Raw genomic sequence first — 21191 nt, forward strand, 5'->3', positions numbered from 1 at the left:
GGTTATGACGAAGGAATTGGTGTTGGCGCGTTCGCTGCGGTTGATGTTTTCAAGCGGCGTAGCGGTTGGGATAGGCCTGCTGGCGCATTCGGTGCAGGCGCAGGAGACAAAAACAGATGATTTACCAAAATTGCAAAGAGTCGAAATTACAGGCTCGTCAATCAAGCGAATCACAAAAGAAGGTGCATTACCGGTTCAAACGCTGACCAAGGAAGATATTGCCAAGACCGGCGCCAACAACGTCGCCGACTTGATCCAGGCACTGCCCGCGATGCAAGGTTTTGTTCCGCAAGCAAGTTCAGTCAACGGCGGCGGCGCTGGTGTCGAGACAGCTTCGATACATGGACTAGGTTCGGGATACACGCTGGTACTTCTGAACGGACGACGAATCGCCAAGTCCGCCATCGCCAACAACGACTATGCAGTCAATCTCGCCAGTATTCCTCTCGCTGCCGTTGAACGTGTCGAAATCCTGACCGACGGCGCTTCCGCTCTCTACGGTTCCGATGCCATTGCCGGCGTCGTCAACTTCATCCTCAAGAAAAACTCTACCGATCTGGTGGTCAGCGCCACCTACAATGCGCCGGAGAAGGCCGGTGGCAAGAGTGCCAATTTCGGCATCTCCAAGGGTTTCGGTGATCTGGACAAAAACGGCTTCAATGTGTTGCTGGCCTACAGCCATGATGAACAGAAGCCGCTCAATGCGAGCCAGCGGGATTTCGCTCGGAGCGGTGTGCGGCCCTTCAGCGTGGATGGAAAAAATTATACGCTGTACCAGCTAAGCAGCTATACGGCTCCGGCTGGCGTGAGTTTGCAGCATCGTGACAATTCAGACCCGACGCAGTTTTCGCCTGATTTTTTAAAAAATGGAACGTGTGGGCCGATGACTTTCCGTTCCGGCAACTATTGTAAGTACGATTACTCGTCGACGGTTGAGCTGGTGCCTGAATCGAAGCGCGACAGCTTCGTTGTCTCGTCGAATTTCAAGCTCAATAGCGATACGACGCTGTTCGCGGAAGCGGTGGCATCGCAGTTCACGATGACGCCCCGTTACGCACCGCCGGCCCAGCCGTTGTCACTGGCGACCAATAGCCCGCTTTATGCCAAATACATCGCCCCTTATCTGGCGCGGCTTGGTGAAGATCCGGCCAACATCGATTCGGCGTTGATGAACGTACGGTTGTTTGATGCCGGGGGTCGTACCGATGAATATAAGACTGTTGCTTACCACCTTGCGTTTGGTGTTGACGGGCGCTTCATGGATTGGGACTACAACGCGTCCTTTACTCATTCGGAAAACAAATTTACCGACAAAGCGAAAGCCGGATATGTCGGCAAAATAGCGTTTAACAATATCGTTGCGGGCGGTGGTTTTGATCCATTTCAGCCGCCAGGATCTTCGGTGGCGGCATTGGCGCCGGCAGTGTTGCACCAGATCCTCGATCAATCGAAATCCAAGCTCGACATCATTAACCTGCACGGCTCACACGAACTGTTCAAGGCGCCCGGCGGCATGGCGCAACTCGGTATTGGCGCGGAGGCGACCAAGGAAGCCCATTCGGACAGCCCTAGCGCTATTCAGCAAAGCACCAATGCGCTGCAGCCGAACTTTACCGACGCCATCATCGGCGGTGCTGCAGGTTCGCTCCCATTCAGCGCCAGCAGGATGAATTACGGTACTTTCGCTGAGTTGCTGGTGCCCCTGACGAAGACGCTCGACGTTACTGGTGCGTTGCGCTACGACAGTTACGAGGCCGCAAAAAACGACTCGAATTTCGACAGTTCGGGCAATCCGCTGCCATCGGGAACCCAGGGGAATTCGGCAAGCAAGGCGACGTATAAGATTTCCGCTCGCTGGCAGCCGGTGGACTCGCTCTTGTTGCGCGGCTCTTACGGGACCGGGTTCAAGGCGCCGACCTTGGGTCAGATCACTTCGCCGATTCAGTTCACCGGAAATACCGCGCAACAGCATCCTTGTCCTGTTTCTGCGCCTGATCCTAGGGCGGCGGGTTGTCAGGGCCTGACCCAGTACGACGTGCTGCAAGTGGGTAATCCGCTCAGTGGTACGGCAGGTTTGAAGCCGGAAACTTCGACCCAGAGTACGGTCGGGTTCCGGGTCGAGCCAGTGCGCAATCTCTCGCTCGGATTTGATCTTTGGACCGTCAAGATCAAGAACCAGATCAGCTTCATCCAGGAAAACATTGCGTTCAGCGATCCAGTCACTTACTCGCGTCTGTTCTCGCTATTCAACGATCCAATCTCGGGGGCGCCGACCGTGGCCTTCCTGCAGGTCCCTGTGAATCTGGCGAGCGCGAAATATCAGGGCATAGACTGGGACCATACATTCAAGAGCAAGACGCCGATTGGCGACTTGAATTTGAATTGGACCGGTACCTACATGTTGAAATCCGAGCAGGAGTTCCCTGGCAGCGGCGTGCAGAGCAGCCTCGGCAAGTATGGCGCGGACCAGAATGTAGTGTTCCGCATTATTTCTCGACTGGCGGCGTCGCTGAAGGTGTCGGACATGTTCACGCATACGCTTGCTGCGAACTACCGTTCGGGCTATCACGACCAGACCTACACACCGGACGACGGTACGGTTCGTGTCGTGAATCCGGATGGGTCATTCGGTGGTTACGTGGCCATGCCTAACCACAATGTCAGTTCTTACACGACCTTCGATTGGCAAACACGGGCGCAGATCCAAAAGAACCTGGTGATTACAGCCGGCATCAAGAATCTGTTCGATCGTACTCCGCCGTTCTCGATCGTCACGGCCGGTGGCGGCAATCAGGTTGGCTATGACGCTCGTTACACCGACGCGTTGGGGCGCCAGTTTTATTTGACTGGTTCGTATAAGTTCTAAGCGCTGTTTGAGCATTTTCTCAAAAGAGTCGAGCTGGCCGGGGAGGCGTTGCGTTTTTCCGGCCGGCGATACGGCATAGTCAACTCCCGGTGCGCTCCATTAAGGGGCGGGTTGGGCTCACAGTAAATCCCTCTTTTGGTGCAAAGAAATAGGGATGTCGCCGCCATCGCTGACTTCCAGCATGGCTTCTGGTGACGTCTAAAACCGACTGCGCAACCCAATCTTGGGATGGCGCTTCTCGTCCGATCTTGGGTCGTTCGCTATGGTTTTTAACGACGTCCTAGAGTGAATTTCAGAGATTTCGTAACGCGCTATTGGAATCAACTTATTGAATCCGCTATTGGCGCAACCTATAAATAAATTATGCAATTCACAATAACTGTGAATGCGTAGGAAGGCTCAGGAAATCCCTTGAATGCTTTTTTCGATGCTGGAGTGCGTTTGCAGTGGGAGAGGTTGTTGCTCAGTAGAGCCTCGGGAATCGGATTTCCGTCCCATCTTCAATGGTGTTATCGAATGTCATTCTGGTGTCTGAGCCATGCTCCGAGATCCTCGGATGCCTCGCGCACCACTTTGGACGGATTGCTTGGGACTGTTGCTGCTGCGACACGGCTTGCGACCCATATTGGTGCAATGCACGATCATTAAAATCGTCTTAGGTTCCGTATCTTTCCACTTATTTTCATGCTTTTTTTTGTGAGTATTTATCGGCTATCTGTTTGTAAAAGTTCTTATGTTTCAATAAAAACCATATAACTTCTTTTATATATGAGAATATGTGAAATTATTTTTTGTGCATATAAGCAACAGATTTAACGATGTTGTTGAAAATAAATGTTGTTTTTATTTTTTTGAGATACACTATTTTAGCTGCATTACATCATGTGGCATATTTATTGCTTGTGTCTGGCCGGCGGATATTTTATTGATTGCCAATTACCAATTGGAAATCGCTGAGAGACCCGTTTTACATTGGTTTTACACGCGGAAGAAAATCTGCTTTCTGGTCGTTGAATACAAAAGATTTTTGACGCATCGCTCAGAAGGCGATTAATAAATATTGTTTGAAAATTACAAAAATTTAAATTTCAACTCTAACTTTTACCCACAGGGAGTTTGGTTATGATGAAAGAACGGGGACTGCCACGTTCGCTGAGACTGATGTTTTCAAGCGGCGTAGCTGTTGGGCTGGGTTTGATGGCCCACTCGGTGCAGGCGCAGGAGACAAAAACGGATGACGCACCAAAGTTGCAACGAGTCGAAATTACCGGCTCATCGATTAAGCGGGTTGCTGCCCAAGGCTCTTCGCCCATCACAGTCATCAAGGCCGACGATTTCGCCAAAACGGGATCGACCACAGCGGCCGAGGTCATGTCCAATATCGCGGGCAACCAGACGCAATTCAATACCTCATCGAATGTTGGCGCCGGTAAGACAGTTGGCGCAGCCGCTGATTTGCGCGGCCTGGGTTCCAGCAAGACACTGGTGCTGCTGAACGGCCGTCGTTTGGCCAATAGCGCATTTGACGGTTCTGCGGTCGACTTGAATGTGATCCCGATTGCAGCGCTGGATCGGGTCGAAGTTCTGCGCGATGGCGCATCGGCGATTTACGGTACCGACGCGATCGGCGGCGTGATCAACTTCATTACCAAACGTTCCTATACCGGCCTCAACCTGAGCGCCGAAGGCATCGCGCCGGAGCAAAAGGGCGGCGCTGAAAAGCGTTTCAACCTGTCGGGCGGCCACGGCGATCTGGACAAGGACGGCTACAACTTCTTCGGCGTGATCGATTATCACAGCCAGAATGCAGTCAAAGCCAGCGATCGTAGCTTCGCCAGTTTTGGCGGGCGGAACCCTGGCGTGGGCCTGAATACCGGCAGCGGCAATTCCTGGCCGGCCAATTATTATGATTTTGGGTCTAAGACTGCCGGCAATCCTTATGCCGCTACCGGTTGCAATACTACTTCTCCAAACGCTTTCCCTAAAGGCGACGGCACTTGCCGCTTCAACAGCCAGGCGACTATCGGCATTGTGCCGAAGACCGAAGATATCGCGCTGATCGGCAAAGGGACTTTCAAGTTGAATGCCGATAATCAGGCATCGGTTGAAGTTCTGCACGCTGAGAGCAAGGTCAAGACGCAAGTTGCGGGCGACGTTTTCGCCGGTGACCAATCAGGCGACCCCAAGACCGATTACCTGATCGGGAAAAATAGCCCTTATTACCCTGGCAATGGCATTACACCAGGCGTAGCCGGTTTGAGCGGCGGCCCTCTGTCGCTGAGCTATCGTTCGGCGGATTTTGGTGGGCGTCAAAGTGAATCCAAAAACAGCACCGACCGTTTGCTGTTGAGCCTGGATGGCACGCTGGCTGGCTGGGATTACAAGACCGGCCTGTCTTACTCGATAAGCAAGGCGCGCGATACATTGCTCGGCGGTTATCTGAACAATGATTCGGTCCGGGCTGGATTGTTGAATGGCATCATCAATCCATTCGGCGAACAGAACGCGGCTGGCACAGCTTATCTGAAAAATGCGCAGGTTCTTGGCACTTATGAGGATGCCAAAACAACGGTAGCGGCAGCCGACTTTACCGCCAGCCGTGAACTGGCACGATGGTCGGCGGGTTCGCTCGGTTTCGCTTTTGGCGGTGAATTCCGCCGTGAAACCGCCAATTTCAACGTCAATCATGCGCTGGCCGATCTCTCCGATAGTACCGGTTCCAAGGATGCCAAGTCGTCCGAAGGCAGTCGCAATATCGGCGCCTTGTTTACCGAGTTGAGCATACCTATCGTCAAGTCGCTGGAAGCGCAAGTTGCGTTGCGCGGCGACCACTACAGCGATGTCGGCAACACGGTTAATCCTAAGGTCGCATTACGCTGGCAGCCTGCCAAGGATCTGATGTTCCGCACTTCGTACAGCACCGGCTTCCGTGCGCCAAGCCTGTACGAAATGAATGATCCAAATTCGAAAACCTTTACTGCCAGCCAATTTAACGACCCAGTGTTGTGCCCAGGTGGAAAGGTTGCCCCGAACGGTGTTTCAGCGCGCGACTGTGAACAGCAGTTCCTCAGACTGGGCGGCGGCAACAAGAAACTGGAACCGGAGAAATCCACCTCGTTTTCGCTGGGCACGGTGTTTGAGCCGGTCAAGGACGTGATGGTTTCTGTTGACTACTGGAACATCAAAATCAAGAACCAGATTTCCGTCGTGCCTGCGTCGGATATTTTTGGCAATCCAGTCAAGTACGCAGAAAACTTTGTGCGTAAGCCAGATGGCACCCTGGACTACATCACGGACACCAACGTCAACCTGGGTAACGTTCACACGCAAGGTTTCGACCTGGGCTTCGCATGGCGTCTGCCGAAGACTGCATGGGGTAACTTTGGCTTGGCGCTGGATGGCACTTACGTCACCCAGTATGACTACCAGGCGGAGCGCGGCGGCGAATACAAGAACAACCTGGCCGTGTATGCAGGCGGTGTCGGCAATGCCGGCGGTGTAGTTGCTCGCTGGCGTCACACCGCTACGCTGAACTGGAGCAAAGGTCCATGGAGCGCAGTGTTGCAGCAATCCTTCACCACTGGGTATAGGGATCAAAACAGCAAAACCGTTGCGGCTGCGTACAAAGAGCACCAGGTTGCTTCGTACACACGCTACAACCTGTCCGGTACTTACACCGGTTTCAAGAACCTGAGCTTGACTGCAGGTATCAAGAATCTGTTCAATACCGATCCGCCAGCTAGTAACGTGACCGATAACTTCCAGTATGGTTACGATGCGCGTTACACCGATCCAATCGGCCGTGCGTTCTTCGTCCGTGCCAACTATCAGTTCTTCTAACAAACAGGATCTGATCGGTTGAAGCTATTTACCGTAACTGGGCCACCTGGGATTTTTTACAGGTGGTTTTAGCTTTTCGGATTGCACTGCTGAGGTAATAATGTCCTGCTGTTTTATCGCCGATTGATGTAGGATTCACGACCACGCATTAATTAATGATGATGTACGGGAGCTCCTTTGTTTGAATGCTAATAAAAGGAACCCAAGTCATTCATCTCAGTTTGAATCATGCGGCAGGGTAGTTGCTGCATGATTCAAGCAGTTTTTGCGGGATCGTCGTCGGCTAGTAATTTACTCATCAAATCAAATTGCGGACTTTTTGGCATTTGAATAATGTTGGATTGGAGGAAAGAGGCATGGATTTCACGCAGGATGGGAAGAACCCCTCCAAGAATTTTGTTGGTATCAGCGTGGTGGTTCTTCTGCATGTATTTATCGTTTATGCACTGATGACCGGACTTGCCCGTAAAGTTGTTGAAGTCATACAACAACCGGTCGAGACCAAGATCATCGAAGAATTCAAACCGCCACCGCCGCCACCGCCGGACAAGCCAGTACCGCCGCCGCCTAAGTCTATGGCGCCGCCGCCGCCGTTCGTGCCTCCGCCAGAGGTCAAGGTTCAGCAGCAGCCGCAGGAAAACGTGATTGCAGCGGTCTCTAATGTCAAACCGGCAACCAATGATTTACCTACAACCGTTGCCCCAACTGCTCCGGCAGCACCGGCAGCGCCGTCGCATACCGCCGCCGTGGTAGATGCGCGGGGTTGTGAAAAACCGGAGTATCCAAGAACTTCATTACGCAATGAAGAAGAAGGCACTGTAACGCTGGCGTTTTTGATTGGCGTCGATGGCACCGTGGTCGACTCCAAGGTAGAAAAATCCAGTGGTTTCAGAGACCTCGACCGGGCGGCACAAGCCGGCTTGAGTCTTTGCAAATTCAAGCCTGCGACGACCGATGGCAAACCCGAGCAGTCTTGGACAAAAATGCAGTACGCCTGGAAGCTGGAATAAGCAGATCCTAGAAACCACTCTTCTATCTAATATCCCAGCAATCTAATTTATAAAAATTTGGAGCATGTATGTCTATCACTAGTAACCGTTTTTCCGCTTTCATTGCAGCCTTGCTGATCTCCGCAGCGACCATCGCAGCCCCGATCGCAGGCGCCCAGACACCAGCTTCGGCAGCAGCTTCCGCATCCGCATCTGCCGACGCGCCAAAAGCCGCTGACAGCAGCGCACCGGCGGCAGACATCACAGCCACCCCAGCCCCACCACCTGCACCAGCAGCCAAGGAAACCGTCGACAATCCTTACGGCCTGGATGCGCTGTGGAAGGGCGGCGACTTCGTGGCACGTGGCACCTTGATCATCCTGGTCCTGATGTCGATGGGCAGCTGGTACATCATCATCACCAAACTGATCGAACAAGTTAAATTGATGGGCCAGGCTAAAGATGCCAAGAAGTCATTCTGGAAAGCGCCATCGGTCGAGGCAGGCATTGCCGGCCTCAAGCCAGCCAGCGCCTACCGCTTCATCGCTCAAACTGGTAGCACTTCGACCGAACACCACGACGGCGCCTTGCTGGAACAGATCGACCTGAACACCTGGGTCACCATGTCGATCCAGCGCTCGGTTGAAAAAGTGCAAAGCCGCCTGCAAGACGGCTTGGCTTTCCTGGCAACTGTTGGTTCGACCGCACCGTTCGTCGGCCTGTTCGGTACCGTCTGGGGTATTTACCATGCGTTGACCGCGATCGGTATCGCCGGCCAAGCTTCGATCGACAAAGTCGCCGGCCCGGTCGGTGAAGCGCTGATCATGACCGCAATCGGTCTGGCAGTCGCTGTGCCTGCGGTACTTGGCTACAACTGGCTGGTGCGTCGTAACAAGAGCGCGATGGAAGAAATCCGTTCGTTCAGCGCCGACCTGCATTCGGTATTGCTGAGCGGCGTGATGTCGTCCAGCTCGGCCGGCCAAGTCGCCAACATTAAAAAGAAGATTGGCTAATCATGGGGATGGCACTCGGCTCTCCTGATGGAGATGAAGACGAGGTGAACAGCACCATCAACACGACGCCGCTGGTGGACGTCATGTTGGTGTTGCTGATCATCTTCCTGATCACGATCCCGGTGGTGACGCATACCATTCCGGTCAAGCTGCCTAACGAATTCGACGAGCCTTATAAAACCAAGCCAGAGAACATCAATCTGGCGGTGAATAAAAACGGCGACATGTTCTGGAACGAGCAGTTGGTTCCGAACACCACGGCGTTGCTGGCGAAGTTGAAGGAAGTCTCGGTGCAAGTGCCGCAACCGGAATTGCATATTCGCGGCGATCAGCAAACGAAGTATGAATCCATCGGCAAGGTAATCCTGACCGCGCAACGGGCAGGCATCGCCAAGATCGGGTTCATTACCGAGCCGCCTGCGCGGGGCGGTTAAATATTCATTGTGGGACAGAGTTTAAGAGCCGCCGAAGCGCGGCGAATTACTCTGTCCCCAACTGATCAGGCAAGACGTATAAATTGCAATGAAAAGCAATTACGGGACGAAGTTTAAGAGGCACCACAGCATGCCGAATTACTCCGCCCCCAAATTTTAGGAGCACTCTATGGGTATGAACGTCGGTTCAAGCAATTCTGGCGAACAAGAGCCAATGATGGAAATGAACATGACGCCGCTGATCGACGTGATGCTGGTGTTGATCATCATGTTGATCATCACGATTCCGATCCAGAATCATGCGATCAAGTTGAATATGCCGGTTAGCACTCCGTCCAAGCCAACCACACCGCCGGTAGTCGACGTCATCGACATTGATCCGGCCGGAACGGTCCTGTGGAACGGCACCCCGATGCCGAGCCGGGCTGCGCTGGAAGGCAAGTTGCAGGCGGTGGCGGCGATGCCGAACCAGGACGAGGTGCATATACGGCCGAACAAACTGGTGGAGTACAAGTCGGTCGCGGCCGTGATGGCGTCGGCGCAACGGCTTGGCGTGACCAAGATAGGTATCGTCGGCAATGAGCAGTACCTGGATCAATAAGTAAATATTTGTTTTCCGCACCAGAAAATGGGCAGGCTTGATGCCTGCCCATTTTCGTTTTCGATTGAAAGAATAACCATCATGTCCAAGCTACGAATTGCTCCCATTTGCCTGCTGTTGGCCGCTATCGGATTCACCACTGCCGCCGGCATTGCGCCGATTGCTACCGCTGCAGCCGCGGATGCCCCGGCCGCAACCGAAACAGTGCGGGCGGAAGTAGGCGCCCCGCTGCAGGCCGCGCAAGGTCTGGCGACAGAACAAAAGTACAAAGAAGCATTGGCGAAGATCGCCGAAACCGACGCGGTCGGCGACAAGACAGGCTATGAAGTTTTCGCGATTGAACGCCTGCGCGGCGCCGTCGCGGCACGTGCCGGTGACACTGCGCAGGCAGGCAAATCGTTCGAAGCCGTGATCGCTTCCGGCCGTCTGCCGGCGCCTGAGCAAGCGAAGATTATCCAGGGACTGGGCAGCCTGTACTACGAAGCTAAAGACTATCCCAAAGCCATCACCTGGCTGTCGCGTTCCCTGAAGGACAGTGGCAGCGATCCGCAAACGCGCAGCCTGTTGGTCCAGTCCTACTACCTGAATAACGATATCGCCCGCGCCGCCAGTGAATTGAAATCGGACCTGGCCGCCGATGAGAGCGCCGGCCGCACGCCGAGCGAGATGAACCTGAAATTGCTGATCAGCTGCGCCATCAAGACCGAAGACAAAGCGGCTTATCTGACGGCGCTGGAGAAACTGAACACCTATTATCCGAAGAAGGAATACTGGGCCGATCTGCTCAATCGGGTGCAGGCAAAACCCGGTTTCTCGGAGCATCTGGTGCTTGATATGTATCGCTTGAAAGCCGCTACAGTCCAGCTGCAATCAGCTGCCGACTACATGGACATGGCGCAATTGGCGTTGAATGCCGGATTTCCCGCCGAGGCGAAAAAAACGCTGGATCAGGGTTTCCAGTCCGGCCTGCTGGGATCGGGCGCAGATAGCGCCAAGCAAAAGCGCTTGCGCGACCTGGCGACAAAAACCGCCGCCGACGACCTGAAGACCATGGCCCAAAGCGAAGCCGGGGTAGCCAAGGCAAAAGAAGGCACAGGCCAGATCAACCTTGGCTATGCGCTGGTGACCAGCGGCCAGTTTGAAAAAGGGATTGCGCTGATGCAGGACGGCATACGCAAAGGCGGCGTCAAGCGTAGCGAAGACGCCAAATTGCATTTGGGGATTGCTTATCAGCTGGCAGGCCAGAAAGAGAATGCGATTCAAACGTTCAAAACGGTGCAAGGCGCCGATGGCGTAGCGGACTTGGCGCGCCTGTGGCAGATCCTGGTCAACCACCCGATGAATTGAGCGAAAAGAAGTAGGGTGGATGAGCGTAGCGTTATCCACCATTTGAGGTGTCAAAACGGCGGATAACGCTGCGCTCATCCGCCCTACCGGGCACCTCTAAAACCCGTACGAAAAGCCGCCACTTGCAAAAGTGGCGGCTTTTTTCATGGGCTTGCCATCAGCGACTACGTATACAGACACGAATGTAAAAGGTTGTTACTTATCGAGCCAAAGTGTTGTTTTGACCGGCAAAGAGTTCCATCTGGCAACCATTCCCCATTAGAATTGCCGCAATTTTACAATCGCCGACATTAAATAATCACAAAAGAGCGGCAAATGCATCGTCGTACGGCGATGCATTGGATTACATAGAGGGAATGAGAACAGATGGAACATAAGAACAGAAATACACGAGCTTTGCGCTTGCAGGTGGCGGATTTATATCAATCCGAAACGACGCAATTTCAACGCCGCGAGCGCAACCATGCCGCTGCCGCCATGGTGCTGCTGGCTGCGATGCTGGTGCCGGCATCAGCGTGGGCCAACTGCAGTACAGCCGGTGTCATCACCACCTGCGACGCGGCCGCGCCCAATCCTTTTGCCAATACGGTTGGCCAGGGCCCCGCTAGCGCGACGGGCGCCAGCGTCACGCTCAATCCAAACGCGCAGATTGTAGTGGGCGACGCCAACGCGATTTCGCTCGGCGATAACGCCACCATCAAGTTGTCGAACGGCGCGATTGTGCAAAGCACGGCCGTCAGCGCCAACGGGCTCTACGCCACCGGCGGCAATACGGTTGAATTCGGCAACAACAGCACACTGCAGATCAATGCCGGCGCGCAGATCCTGGCGAACGGCACGCAAGGCAGCGCCGAGGCCATCAACGTCGAAGGTACCGGCAACACGATCACTAACGACGGCACCATCAAGGCCCAGCACGCGACGGCCATCTGGTTCCAGAACGTCTCCGGCCGCAACGCCATCATCAACAACGCGACCGGCGTGATCCAGGCGCCGGGCAATGTGATCGGCGGCTCCGGCAACGGTGCTGTCGATTTCACCAACCGCGGCACGGTGATCGGCGACCTGGTGTTCGCGGGCGGCGACGACGCCTTGCATCTTTACACCGGCTCCACCATCACCGGTTCGTTCGACGGCGGCGGCGGTACCAATTCCATCTCGCTGAACGGCGCCGGCATGCAATCGATGCCGGGCGCGATCAAGAATTTCCAGACGCTGGTCAAGAACGACAGCGGCACCTGGGAATTGACCGGCAGCATCACTGGCGTGACTGCGGCTGAAGTGGCGCAGGGGACGCTGATTTTGAGCGGGAATAACGCGGCTTATACCGGCAGCGTACTGGTTGAGCAACCCGGTATTTTGCAGGCGCGGGCGCAGAGTCTGCCGCCGACCATCACCGATAACGGCCTGGTGCGTTTTACGCAAGCGGATGCGGCCACGTATGCGGGACAAATCAGCGGCACCGGCGCCGTCGAAAAAAACGGTGCCGGCACGCTCACGCTGGCGCCTGCTGCCGGCAACAATACCTATTCCGGCGGCACCTTCCTCAATCAGGGCACGCTCGCAGTGGCGGCCGATAATGTGTTGGGCGCGGCAAGCGGCGGACTGACTTTTAACGGCGGCACCTTGCAGCTCAACCGCGGCTTCGATCTTGCCGCCAGCCGCGCAATCGTGCTCAATGCCGGCGGCGGCACCATCGACACCCAGAGCTTCAACTCCAACATCGCCCAGGGCATCAGCGGCATCGGCGGCTTGACCAAAGCCGGCCAGGGCACATTAACCCTGACTGCCGACAATACTTACACCGGCGGCACCACGGTCACTGCCGGGACGCTGGCAGTGGGCGACGCCGCGCATCCGAACGCGGCGCTGTCCGGCGGAGGCGCGACCACTATCGCGGCGACCGGCACCCTGGGCGGTTACGGCAGCGTCAAGGGCGCCGTCACCAACAACGGCACCATCAGCGTTGCCAATGCTCTGGCGGCATCTGCGACCGGGCCGAACGGCAGCTTTACCATCAACGGCAATCTGATCAACAGCGGCCTCGTCAATATCGGCGGCAATGGCGTCGGCAATGCGCTGCGGGTGACGGGCAATTATGTCGGCCAGAACGGCAGCATCTCGCTCAATACTTACCTCGGCAAAGACGGCTCGCCTTCCGATCGGCTGGTCATCGACGGCGGCACGGCCAGCGGTTCGTCGAAGGTGAAGATCAACAACGTCGGCGGCAGCGGCGCCATCACCAGCGGCAACGGCATCCTGGTGGTGGACGCGGTCAATGGCGGCAGTACCGCCGCCAGCGCCTTCAAGCTGGCCGCACCGGTGGTCGTCGGTCCCTATGAATACACGCTGTACCGCGGCAGCAAGGACAGCAGCGCTCCGCAAAGCTGGTATCTGCGCTCGGAATCGCAGACGCCTATCACGCGCGACGTGAATGACGGTACGCCGAAAGTCCCAGGCATACCGACAACCAACGCCGATGGGACCCCTATCATGTCGCAGCCGGACTATCGCAAGGAAGTTTCGCTGTACACCGCGATACCGTCGATGTCTCTGCTCTACGGCCGCAGCTTGCTCGACACCTTGCATGAGCGGGTCGGCGAGTTGCGCGCTCCCGGCGGCCAGGCTGGCAACAGCAGCGGCAATGGCGCTTGGGCGCGGGCGATCGGCAAACACGGCAGCGACGACGGCGCGCGCGACGGCATCTATAGCAGCGGTCCGGGCTTCAACTACAACATCTCCGCGCTGCAGGCCGGGGTGGATTTCTACCGTAGCGAGCACGCCGACCACAGCCGCGACTACGCCGGCATCTATGCCGCCACCGGCTGGATTGACGGCGACGTGCAGCACGTCAGCGGCATGCGTGCCGGCCAGGACACCATCGACACCACGACGCTGGGCGCTTACTGGACCCATATCGGTGCCGCCGGCTGGTATCTGGACGGTGTCTTGCAGCGCAGCTGGTATGAGGTGTCGGCAGCATCGAGCCGCTTGCCCAGTCTGAGGACTGACGGCGTCGGCATTGCCGCCTCGGTCGAGGGCGGTTATCCGCTGCAGTTTGGCAATGGCTTGGTGATCGAGCCGCAGGCGCAATTGGTCTATCAAAAGGTCAAGCTGAACAGCGCCAGCGACGTTGGCGCTGACGTCAGCTTCGCCGATGCCGATTCGCTTGCGGCTCGGGTCGGCGCGCGCATCGCCAAAAGCATAGAACTGGATTCGGGCACCACGGCTCGCATGCTGACCACTTGGTTGCGGGCCAATCTGTGGCACGAATTCCGCGGCGATGCCAAGACTGGGTTTTCCAGCACGGCGGCGCCGGTGTCGTTCCAGTCCGACCTGGGCGGTTCCTGGCTGGAGTTGACTGGCGGCGTGACTGCGCAAGTCACGCAAGCGGTGTCGGTGTTCGGCAGCGTCGGCTACGACAAAGGGATCGGGAGCCGTCATAGCCGGGCTTACGATGGCAAGGTCGGGGTGCGGTTGATCTGGTAATAAATGTCGAGAGGGCGGATGATGTTGCGCTCATCCGCCGCTGGATGTGCCGCATCTCCAATGCTGACCGCGACCCCAAAAAGTAGCTCGCCGGGGTCAGAATGCAGCGACGACATAGTTAAATGGGGTCAGAGTTTCTTTTCGTCGGCAGTTTGACGAAAATTACTCTGACCCCTTTTAACGGGCTACGGAGCGCCGAGGTGTTGTAGTTGCCTTTGCGGTTGTCGGTCTTAGCGGACTCAGCTTTTCGCCCTGACGGCGACTCCCTTTCTTTTGCTTAGTCACTCGGGGACATAGTTTAAGAGGCACCGCAGCGTGCCGAATTACTGTGTCCCTGAGTGACGGACCACGGAGTGCAGAGGGTTGCTTTGGTTTGTATTGGTCTTGGCGGACTTAGCTTTTCGCCCTGACGGCGATTCACTTGCTTTTGCTTAGTCACTCGGGGACATAGTTTAAGAGGCACCGTAGCGTGCCGAATTACTGTGTCCCTGAGTGACGGACTACGGAGCGCCGAGGGGTTGTTTTTATGTTTGCTGGTCTTGGCGATCTCAGCTTTTCGCCCTGACGGCGACTCCCTTTCTTTTGCTTCGCCAAAAGAAAGGAAGCAAAGAAAAGGCGACCGCAAGCCACTGCCCTCCCGTTGGTCGGGTCCCCAAATGGGCCAACTGTCAGCCGGGTGTGAAGGCAAACTCGCTGCGCTCAAACATGCCTTCCCACAATTCCCGACTGCCAGTCATCCCATTTGGCAGCGTCCCAATGCGGAATTCGACGTCAAAGGCAACGTCAACGTCAACAGCAACTTCAACAGCAACTTCAACAGCAACTTCAACAACAACTTCAACAGCAACTTCAACAACAACTTCAACAGCAACGTCAACAGCAACCCCTCGGCGCTCCGTAGCCCGTGTGCGGGGACACAGTAATTCGGCCCGCTACGGCGCCTCATAAACTATGTCCCCACACACTACAGAGGCGGGTTCTTCCCCCACAGTCGAAGATCAAAACACACAAATAATAATGATTACCATTTAGATTCAATTGCTATAATGCCGGGACCCAAAATTCCGACTCCCGCTTGCTTCCATCCCGCGAAGCACCGTCACGCCTGAAAATAAACATGTTCAAGAAAATCTGGTTTCAACTGCACTGGCTGCTCGGCATTACTGCGGGATCGGTGTTGATGGTGGTGGGGGTGAGCGGGGCTTTGCTGTCGTTTAGCGACGAGTTCCTGGATCTGTTTAATCCGGCTGTGATGCATGTGGCGCCGCGTGCAGCAGCGCTGTTGACGCCGGCCGAGTTGCTGGCGCGGTTGCAAGTTTCCGAGCCGGATATGCGCGTGGTGTCGGTGCGGGTGTCGCGTGAGGCCGACGCATCGGCGCGCATCATGTTGGCGCCGCCGCCTGGAGTGCGACGCGGTGAAACGCGTTTTGTCGATCCCTATACCGGCGCTTTGCTGGCGCGATTAAAGGGTAATGATTTTTTCCAGTTCGTCGAGCGGCTGCACCGCTGGTTGTTGGCGTCCAGCGAGTTGGGCAAGGTGCTGACCGGCAGCGCCACGCTATGTCTGCTGGTGCTGGCGCTGTCCGGTTTGTACCTGCGCTGGCCGCGTCGGCCGCTGGCGTGGCGCAACTGGATCAAGCTGGATTTCGGCTTGAGCGGGCGCTCGCTTTTATGGAATCTGCATGCGGTGCTCGGCACCTGGGTGTTGCTGGTGTATCTGTTGTTCAGCCTGACCGGGATGTATTTCGCCTTCGGCTGGTTCAAGCAGGCGGCGGACTTTTTGGCCGGGCAATCAGCGCCGCAGGGGGCGCCGAAGAAGCTGGCAAAGGCGGCGCCGCGTCCTAGCGTGCCCACCGATCTGACATTAACCTGGAGCGTGTTTTTGCGGGAGACAGGGGGCGCTTATAGCAGCGCCCAATTGCGGTTGCCGGAACAGCTCGGCCAGCCGGTCCAGATCAATTATCTCGATCCCGATCCGGCCCATGAGCAGGCGCGCAACCGGATGTCGGTGCAGCCGTCGAGCGGCCAAGTCGCCCTGCATGAACGGTATGCCGACAAGACGGCGGCCGGCCGCTTGCTGGCGAGCGTCTATCCGCTGCATGTGGGGACGTATTTCGGCTGGCCGGGGCGGATCGTCATGATGCTGGCCGGCGGCGGCTTGCCGCTGTTCGGCATCAGCGGCTGGATGCTGTATCTGGATCGCCGCCGCAAGCAACGCAGGGTGCTGGCCGAGCGTGCGCAACTGGGTTCATCCGCGGCGGCGCACGACCGCGTGCAGGATACGATCCTGGTCGCTTTCGCCAGCCAGTCCGGGCAGTCGGAACGGCTGGCCTTGCGCACGGCCGCCGCGTTGCAGGCGGCGGAAATGCCGGTGGCAGTGCAATCGCTGGCTCAGCTTGTTCCCGAGCGCTTGCGGTATTACCAGCGGGTGCTGTTCGTGGTCAGTACCTTCGGCGACGGCGATCCGCCCGATAGCGCGCGCCGCTTCGCCCGGCAGCTGGCGCAGCAGGCCGGCAGCGGCCTCGGTCATATGCAGTACGCCGTGCTGGCGCTTGGGGAGCGGCATTATCAAAGATTTTGCGGCTTCGCGCATAGCCTGGTCCAGTGCTTGAGCGGGCAGGGCGCACGCGTTTTGTTTCCGATGATCGAACTGGACCATGGCAACCCGGCTGCCGCTGCTGCGGCGCTGAAGCAATGGCAGCAGGCCTTGGGCGGCTTGGCCGGGATCGCCGATGGTCAGCTTGCAGCGAGCATGCAGGAGCAGGTGTCGTACAGCGCATGGCGCTTGAGCGAAAGGCGCTGCTTGAATCCCGGCAGCCAGGGCGGCGCCATGTTTCATCTTGAATTCGAGGCCGCGGACCGGTCGACGCCGGCTTGGCTTTCCGGCGGCTTGGTGAAAATCGTGCCGCGTCATGCGCCTGAGCATTCGCTGCCAACATCTGGGGATCATTCGCCGCCACCACTACCAGCAGCGCGCCGCTATTCGATCGCGTCGATCCCGGCTGCCGGCCGCATGCATTTGCTGGTGCGCCAGGTCAGGCATGCGCATGGCCTGGGGCTGGCCTCGGGCTGGCTCACCGAACGGATGCCGCTCGGCAGCGTGATCGAGATGCGTTTGCTGCCCAATCCCGGTTTCGAACTGGCGGCGGGGGATGCGCCTTGTATTTTCATCGGCAACGGTTCCGGTCTGGCCGGCTTGCGCGGGCACCTGCAAGCGCGGGTGCGCAACGGACATCGGCGCAACTGGCTGCTGTTTGGCGAACGCAACCGGACTCATGATTTTCACTATCGGGATGAGATCGAGCGCTGGCAGGCGGACGGTTTTCTGGAGCGGGTCGATCTGGCGTTTTCACGCGATCAGGCGGAGCGCATTTATGTCCAGGACAAGTTGCGCACGCCAGCCGCTGCCGCTGCGCTGCGGGCCTGGGTCGACGATGGCGCTTTGATTTATGTGTGCGGCAGCCTGGATGGCATGGCGGCTGGGGTGGATGCGGCGCTGGCTGACATTCTCGGCAGCGCGATGCTGGACGATTTGACCGCGGCAGGGCGCTATCGGCGCGACATCTACTAAGTCATGAAGGGAGGTTGTCGTCATGACCTGCCTCCCACCATCGCCGCAGCTTAGTTGTTTTTGGCCGCAGGCCTATACGTGAAGCCTTGCATGTCTGCCGCATCGGCGGGAGAGATGACTTGCACGCTTGAGTCCTTTTTGGCGATCTTTCTCGGGAGATTGCTGCCAGTGGTGTAGCTTGCTTCCGCGCGTGGGGACACGTTCTCCGGTTCGGTCTCAGGGGCTGCGCAAGCAGATAAGGTGAGTAAGGTAAGCGCGCAAATAATGGTTGTTTTCATGGGGCTATCTGATTGGTGGCAAGGAGTGAAAAACAGGGATGTTTATTTCCAAAAGGAAAAGAACGATAGCATATTTTTCACAGGTTTTTGCAACGGAATTCATCCGCGTCGCCGCCGCATCAATGCCCCTTATCTTGCTCCGCCAGCATTTTTCCAGACAACTGTATGACGGTTGCAGCATCCGCTCCGGACAGCGCCGCCAGGCTGGTGACATCCTTCCCCAGAATCAGCTGCACGTCCACGCTATCGCGCAAATGGTCGTTGCTGACCAGGCTGGGAGAAGTGGGCAATTTGCGGCTCAGGCGTAGCGCTTCGTCACGGAAGCCCTTGCGATACTGGATCGATGTTTTCTGCTGGCGATAGGGTTTCAGGTTAATCAGATTGGAGATCGGCAAGCCGTGGCTGGCAAGCGTATCGCTGACTTTCCTGGCCAGGCCGGCGATGCCGTTGCCGTTGGCGATTTCGAGCCGGAATGTTTTACCGTCACGCGTGCTGCGGTGGATAGCGGGCGACATAGCCTGGATCGGGGCCATGGGCGTGGCCGGGTCTAGCCGCTGGCCCCATCTTTCATACTGCAGCAAGGCCCGGGCGATAGGGGCACGGCCGTCTTGCGCGTGCTCTGCGGAGGCGGCGACCTCAATCGTGTCGCTGCCCATAGCCACCGATGCGCCGCTGGTCAGAGGGGGCAGCGCAACACTGCCCGTATCTTGGGTCAGCGCCAGCGCAGCGCCGGCTTCGATGTCTGCGTTGGTGCTTGCGGCTGGGGCGGCCTCGGCATGGTGCGCGTTCAATGCGACGCTGCGGGCGATTGCCAGCCGTGATTTTTCCGTCTCGCCCAGCTTGGCATATGCCGCCCCCAGGTTGTTGTAGGTTCTCGGATTGCTCTGATCCAGTGCGATCGCTTTTTCGTAGGCGGCTATCGCCTCGCCGAAATGCTGTTGCAAATAGTAGGTGTAGCCGAGGTTGTTATAAATGTGCGCCAGTTGCGGTTTGGTTTGCAAAATCAGCTGAAATTCGGCAATCGCCTGGTCGAATTTTCCCTGTAGCGAATAAGTCGTCCCGAGTGCGTTGTGGGCTTCGATATAGCTTCCCTGCAGCGCCAGCGCCTTGCGGTAGGCATCGGCCGCCGGCTCCAAGCGATTCTGGCCTTGATAGTACAAGCCCAACTGATAGAAGCCGCGCGCGCTGCTGTCGGAATTGCGGACGCTCAATACCGGCTGGACGCGCATTGCCTTTTCGGTGCGTGGGATGGCACTGCTGCAGCCTGACAGCGCCGGTACGCCGCATACCAGCGGCAACAGCAAGAAAATCTTGTTCATGGTGATTCCCCTTTTATTCGCCGGCGATGCCGCTCACTTGGTGATGCGCAGAATGGCCGACGCCAGTTTGTCGAAGCAAGGTTTTAATCCATTGGCGTCGACCGCATGGCAATACAGGCCGACCGGTTGGCCGGCGCCGGCGGTGACGCAGCGCGGCAAGGCATCGGCTGTGTTGGCCATGCACTTGAGCACGTTTTCGCCGATTTCACCGTCTGCGCCCTCCGGTATGGTCAACTCCTGGCCGAGGCCGAGCGTGAACACATACACGCCTTCGTTTCTCGATTTGGCCGCCATTGCCTCCAGCAGGTTTCTGGATGCCCGGTTCACATTGCGCCAGGCATTGGTTTGCGTGCTGGTGTCGTTGGTGACCACGCGCGGCGTCGCCGTTACCACCGGGAATTCCTGCAGGGCCGGAAGATTCAATGGGTTATGCGCGTTGTACCAGTCAGGGAGTTTGGTGATGTAGCTGGTGTTCGTCGTATTGACAATGCTCGCGTTCTGCCAACATTTCAACGGCAGCTGGGAGTTGATCTGGTCATCATGCCGCAGGCCGGCCGGCCAGTTCGGCGTTGTTTGGTCGCCGGTGGAAAGGGTACCGGCAGAAATGCAGTCGGCCGGCGTTTTAAAAGTGAAATAGGAGGCGAAGGAGTTCGGCGCGCCGTCGGAAAAGAAAACAATGACGCGCAGGCTGGAGCGTTTGGTCGGGGCGATGACATTGTTGAGTTGATCGCGCGCCTGCCAGACTCCTTCCGCCGAGTTGGTGGAGCCGGCAAAATTAAAGGCGTCGATATGCGTGTTCATGCTGTTGATGTCGAAGCCTCTCAGGACCGGTTTGAACGGGTCCCGCACCACCGCGCCGTAGGCGAACTGGATCAGTGCTATCCGGTCCAGCGTTTGATTGAACTTGGTGAGGAATAATTTTGCATTGGTCCGCACTTTGGGCGGCACGGTCGGATCAACCGCCATCGAGCCGGTAGTGTCCACCACAAACGCCAGGTCGAGATCCTTCCTGACGCTTTGCGCGCTGGCAGCTACATTCAGGAACTTGAAGTTCATTACTCCCATCAACGAGACCGGAACGGTGGCGGTGGCCGAGGCATCAATGGTCACCTGGCCGCCGTTGAAGGTCACCGTGGGGTCGGGAAATACCGGGTTGGAACCGAGAAAATTGTTAGGGTAGTTGGCGCTGAAAAAATTCCGTGCCGCCTGTTGCGCGTTGGCGGTCTGCTCGGCCTGGGTGGCGCCCTGCGTCACCGCCCTGGCGGCGGCGATAACGGCGGAATCGACTGCCGCATTCAACTTGGCCTTGCTGATGTATCCCATGCCGGAATCGATGGCCAAGCCCAGCGTGCCGAGCAGCACGACCATGGAAAGAGCAACGATAAACAAGACCTGGCCTTGTTGTTTTGCTGCCTTGCACGTTCTCATGACAACTCCTGAGAGA

13 protein-coding genes are annotated in these 21191 nt (G+C 57.0%); 10 read left to right on the forward strand and 3 right to left on the reverse strand.

Annotated elements, in window-relative coordinates; genetic code table 11:
• Window positions 1-4: 4 nt before the first annotated feature.
• The 10 genes from ACFPM8_RS15030 to ACFPM8_RS15075 all read left to right on the forward strand — a co-directional run bounded on the left by ACFPM8_RS15030 (window position 5) and on the right by ACFPM8_RS15075 (window position 18150).
• The gene (locus tag ACFPM8_RS15030) at window positions 5-2866 is read left to right on the forward strand and encodes a TonB-dependent receptor (protein WP_378998407.1); all 2862 of its coding nucleotides are present in this window, start codon (window positions 5-7) and stop codon (window positions 2864-2866) included.
• Between the two features lie 1122 nt (window positions 2867-3988).
• Entirely contained in the window at window positions 3989-6706 is a 2718-nt protein-coding gene (locus ACFPM8_RS15035) for a TonB-dependent receptor (protein ID WP_378998409.1), read from the forward strand.
• 356 nt (window positions 6707-7062) lie between these two features.
• A complete protein-coding gene (locus ACFPM8_RS15040) occupies window positions 7063-7716 on the forward strand; it encodes an energy transducer TonB (protein ID WP_378998411.1) in 654 nt (217 codons plus the stop codon).
• Window positions 7717-7790: 74 nt separating this feature from the next.
• The gene (locus ACFPM8_RS15045) at window positions 7791-8708 is read left to right on the forward strand and encodes a MotA/TolQ/ExbB proton channel family protein (protein ID WP_378998686.1); all 918 of its coding nucleotides are present in this window, start codon (window positions 7791-7793) and stop codon (window positions 8706-8708) included.
• 8 nt (window positions 8709-8716) lie between these two features.
• Window positions 8717-9142, forward strand: a complete 426-nt coding sequence (locus ACFPM8_RS15050) for an ExbD/TolR family protein (RefSeq protein ID WP_378998688.1) — start codon at window positions 8717-8719, stop codon at window positions 9140-9142.
• A gap of 169 nt (window positions 9143-9311) precedes the next feature.
• Window positions 9312-9743: an ExbD/TolR family protein gene (locus ACFPM8_RS15055; RefSeq protein ID WP_378998413.1), complete on the forward strand. Its 432-nt coding sequence runs from the start codon at window positions 9312-9314 to the stop codon at window positions 9741-9743.
• A gap of 81 nt (window positions 9744-9824) precedes the next feature.
• The gene (locus ACFPM8_RS15060) at window positions 9825-11090 is read left to right on the forward strand and encodes a tetratricopeptide repeat protein (RefSeq protein WP_378998415.1); all 1266 of its coding nucleotides are present in this window, start codon (window positions 9825-9827) and stop codon (window positions 11088-11090) included.
• 366 nt (window positions 11091-11456) lie between these two features.
• Complete coding sequence (locus ACFPM8_RS15065; protein WP_378998417.1) at window positions 11457-14579, forward strand: autotransporter family protein; 3123 nt, start codon at window positions 11457-11459, stop codon at window positions 14577-14579.
• Window positions 14580-15235: 656 nt separating this feature from the next.
• The gene (locus tag ACFPM8_RS15070) at window positions 15236-15502 is read left to right on the forward strand and encodes a hypothetical protein (protein ID WP_378998419.1); all 267 of its coding nucleotides are present in this window, start codon (window positions 15236-15238) and stop codon (window positions 15500-15502) included.
• Window positions 15503-15696: 194 nt separating this feature from the next.
• Window positions 15697-18150, forward strand: coding sequence for a PepSY domain-containing protein (locus tag ACFPM8_RS15075; protein ID WP_378998420.1), 2454 nt, complete (start codon window positions 15697-15699; stop codon window positions 18148-18150).
• A 50-nt stretch (window positions 18151-18200) separates the two neighbouring features.
• Here ACFPM8_RS15075 and ACFPM8_RS15080 read toward each other — a convergent pair whose 3' ends face one another.
• From ACFPM8_RS15080 to ACFPM8_RS15090, 3 genes are all read right to left on the reverse strand, one after another.
• Window positions 18201-18428, reverse strand: coding sequence for a hypothetical protein (locus ACFPM8_RS15080; protein WP_378998421.1), 228 nt, complete (start codon window positions 18426-18428; stop codon window positions 18201-18203).
• 119 nt (window positions 18429-18547) lie between these two features.
• Entirely contained in the window at window positions 18548-19747 is a 1200-nt protein-coding gene (locus tag ACFPM8_RS15085; protein WP_378998423.1) for a LytR C-terminal domain-containing protein, read from the reverse strand.
• Between the two features lie 33 nt (window positions 19748-19780).
• Window positions 19781-21175: a VWA domain-containing protein gene (locus ACFPM8_RS15090; protein ID WP_378998425.1), complete on the reverse strand. Its 1395-nt coding sequence runs from the start codon at window positions 21173-21175 to the stop codon at window positions 19781-19783.
• Window positions 21176-21191: the final 16 nt, after the last annotated feature.

Origin of the sequence: Paraherbaspirillum soli, from assembly GCF_042654985.1 — a bacterium.
Lineage (GTDB): Bacteria > Pseudomonadota > Gammaproteobacteria > Burkholderiales > Burkholderiaceae_D > Paraherbaspirillum > Paraherbaspirillum soli.

Coding starts and splice junctions, on each gene's coding strand:
- ACFPM8_RS15055 (WP_378998413.1), top strand. CDS start 9,312: ATGGGTATGAACGTCGGTTCAAGCAATTCTGGCGAACAAGAGCCAATG.
- ACFPM8_RS15080 (WP_378998421.1), bottom strand. CDS start 18,428: ATGAAAACAACCATTATTTGCGCGCTTACCTTACTCACCTTATCTGCT.
- ACFPM8_RS15065 (WP_378998417.1), top strand. CDS start 11,457: ATGGAACATAAGAACAGAAATACACGAGCTTTGCGCTTGCAGGTGGCG.
- ACFPM8_RS15090 (WP_378998425.1), bottom strand. CDS start 21,175: ATGAGAACGTGCAAGGCAGCAAAACAACAAGGCCAGGTCTTGTTTATC.
- ACFPM8_RS15050 (WP_378998688.1), top strand. CDS start 8,717: ATGGCACTCGGCTCTCCTGATGGAGATGAAGACGAGGTGAACAGCACC.
- ACFPM8_RS15030 (WP_378998407.1), top strand. CDS start 5: ATGACGAAGGAATTGGTGTTGGCGCGTTCGCTGCGGTTGATGTTTTCA.
- ACFPM8_RS15085 (WP_378998423.1), bottom strand. CDS start 19,747: ATGAACAAGATTTTCTTGCTGTTGCCGCTGGTATGCGGCGTACCGGCG.
- ACFPM8_RS15075 (WP_378998420.1), top strand. CDS start 15,697: ATGTTCAAGAAAATCTGGTTTCAACTGCACTGGCTGCTCGGCATTACT.
- ACFPM8_RS15040 (WP_378998411.1), top strand. CDS start 7,063: ATGGATTTCACGCAGGATGGGAAGAACCCCTCCAAGAATTTTGTTGGT.
- ACFPM8_RS15060 (WP_378998415.1), top strand. CDS start 9,825: ATGTCCAAGCTACGAATTGCTCCCATTTGCCTGCTGTTGGCCGCTATC.
- ACFPM8_RS15035 (WP_378998409.1), top strand. CDS start 3,989: ATGATGAAAGAACGGGGACTGCCACGTTCGCTGAGACTGATGTTTTCA.
- ACFPM8_RS15070 (WP_378998419.1), top strand. CDS start 15,236: ATGGGCCAACTGTCAGCCGGGTGTGAAGGCAAACTCGCTGCGCTCAAA.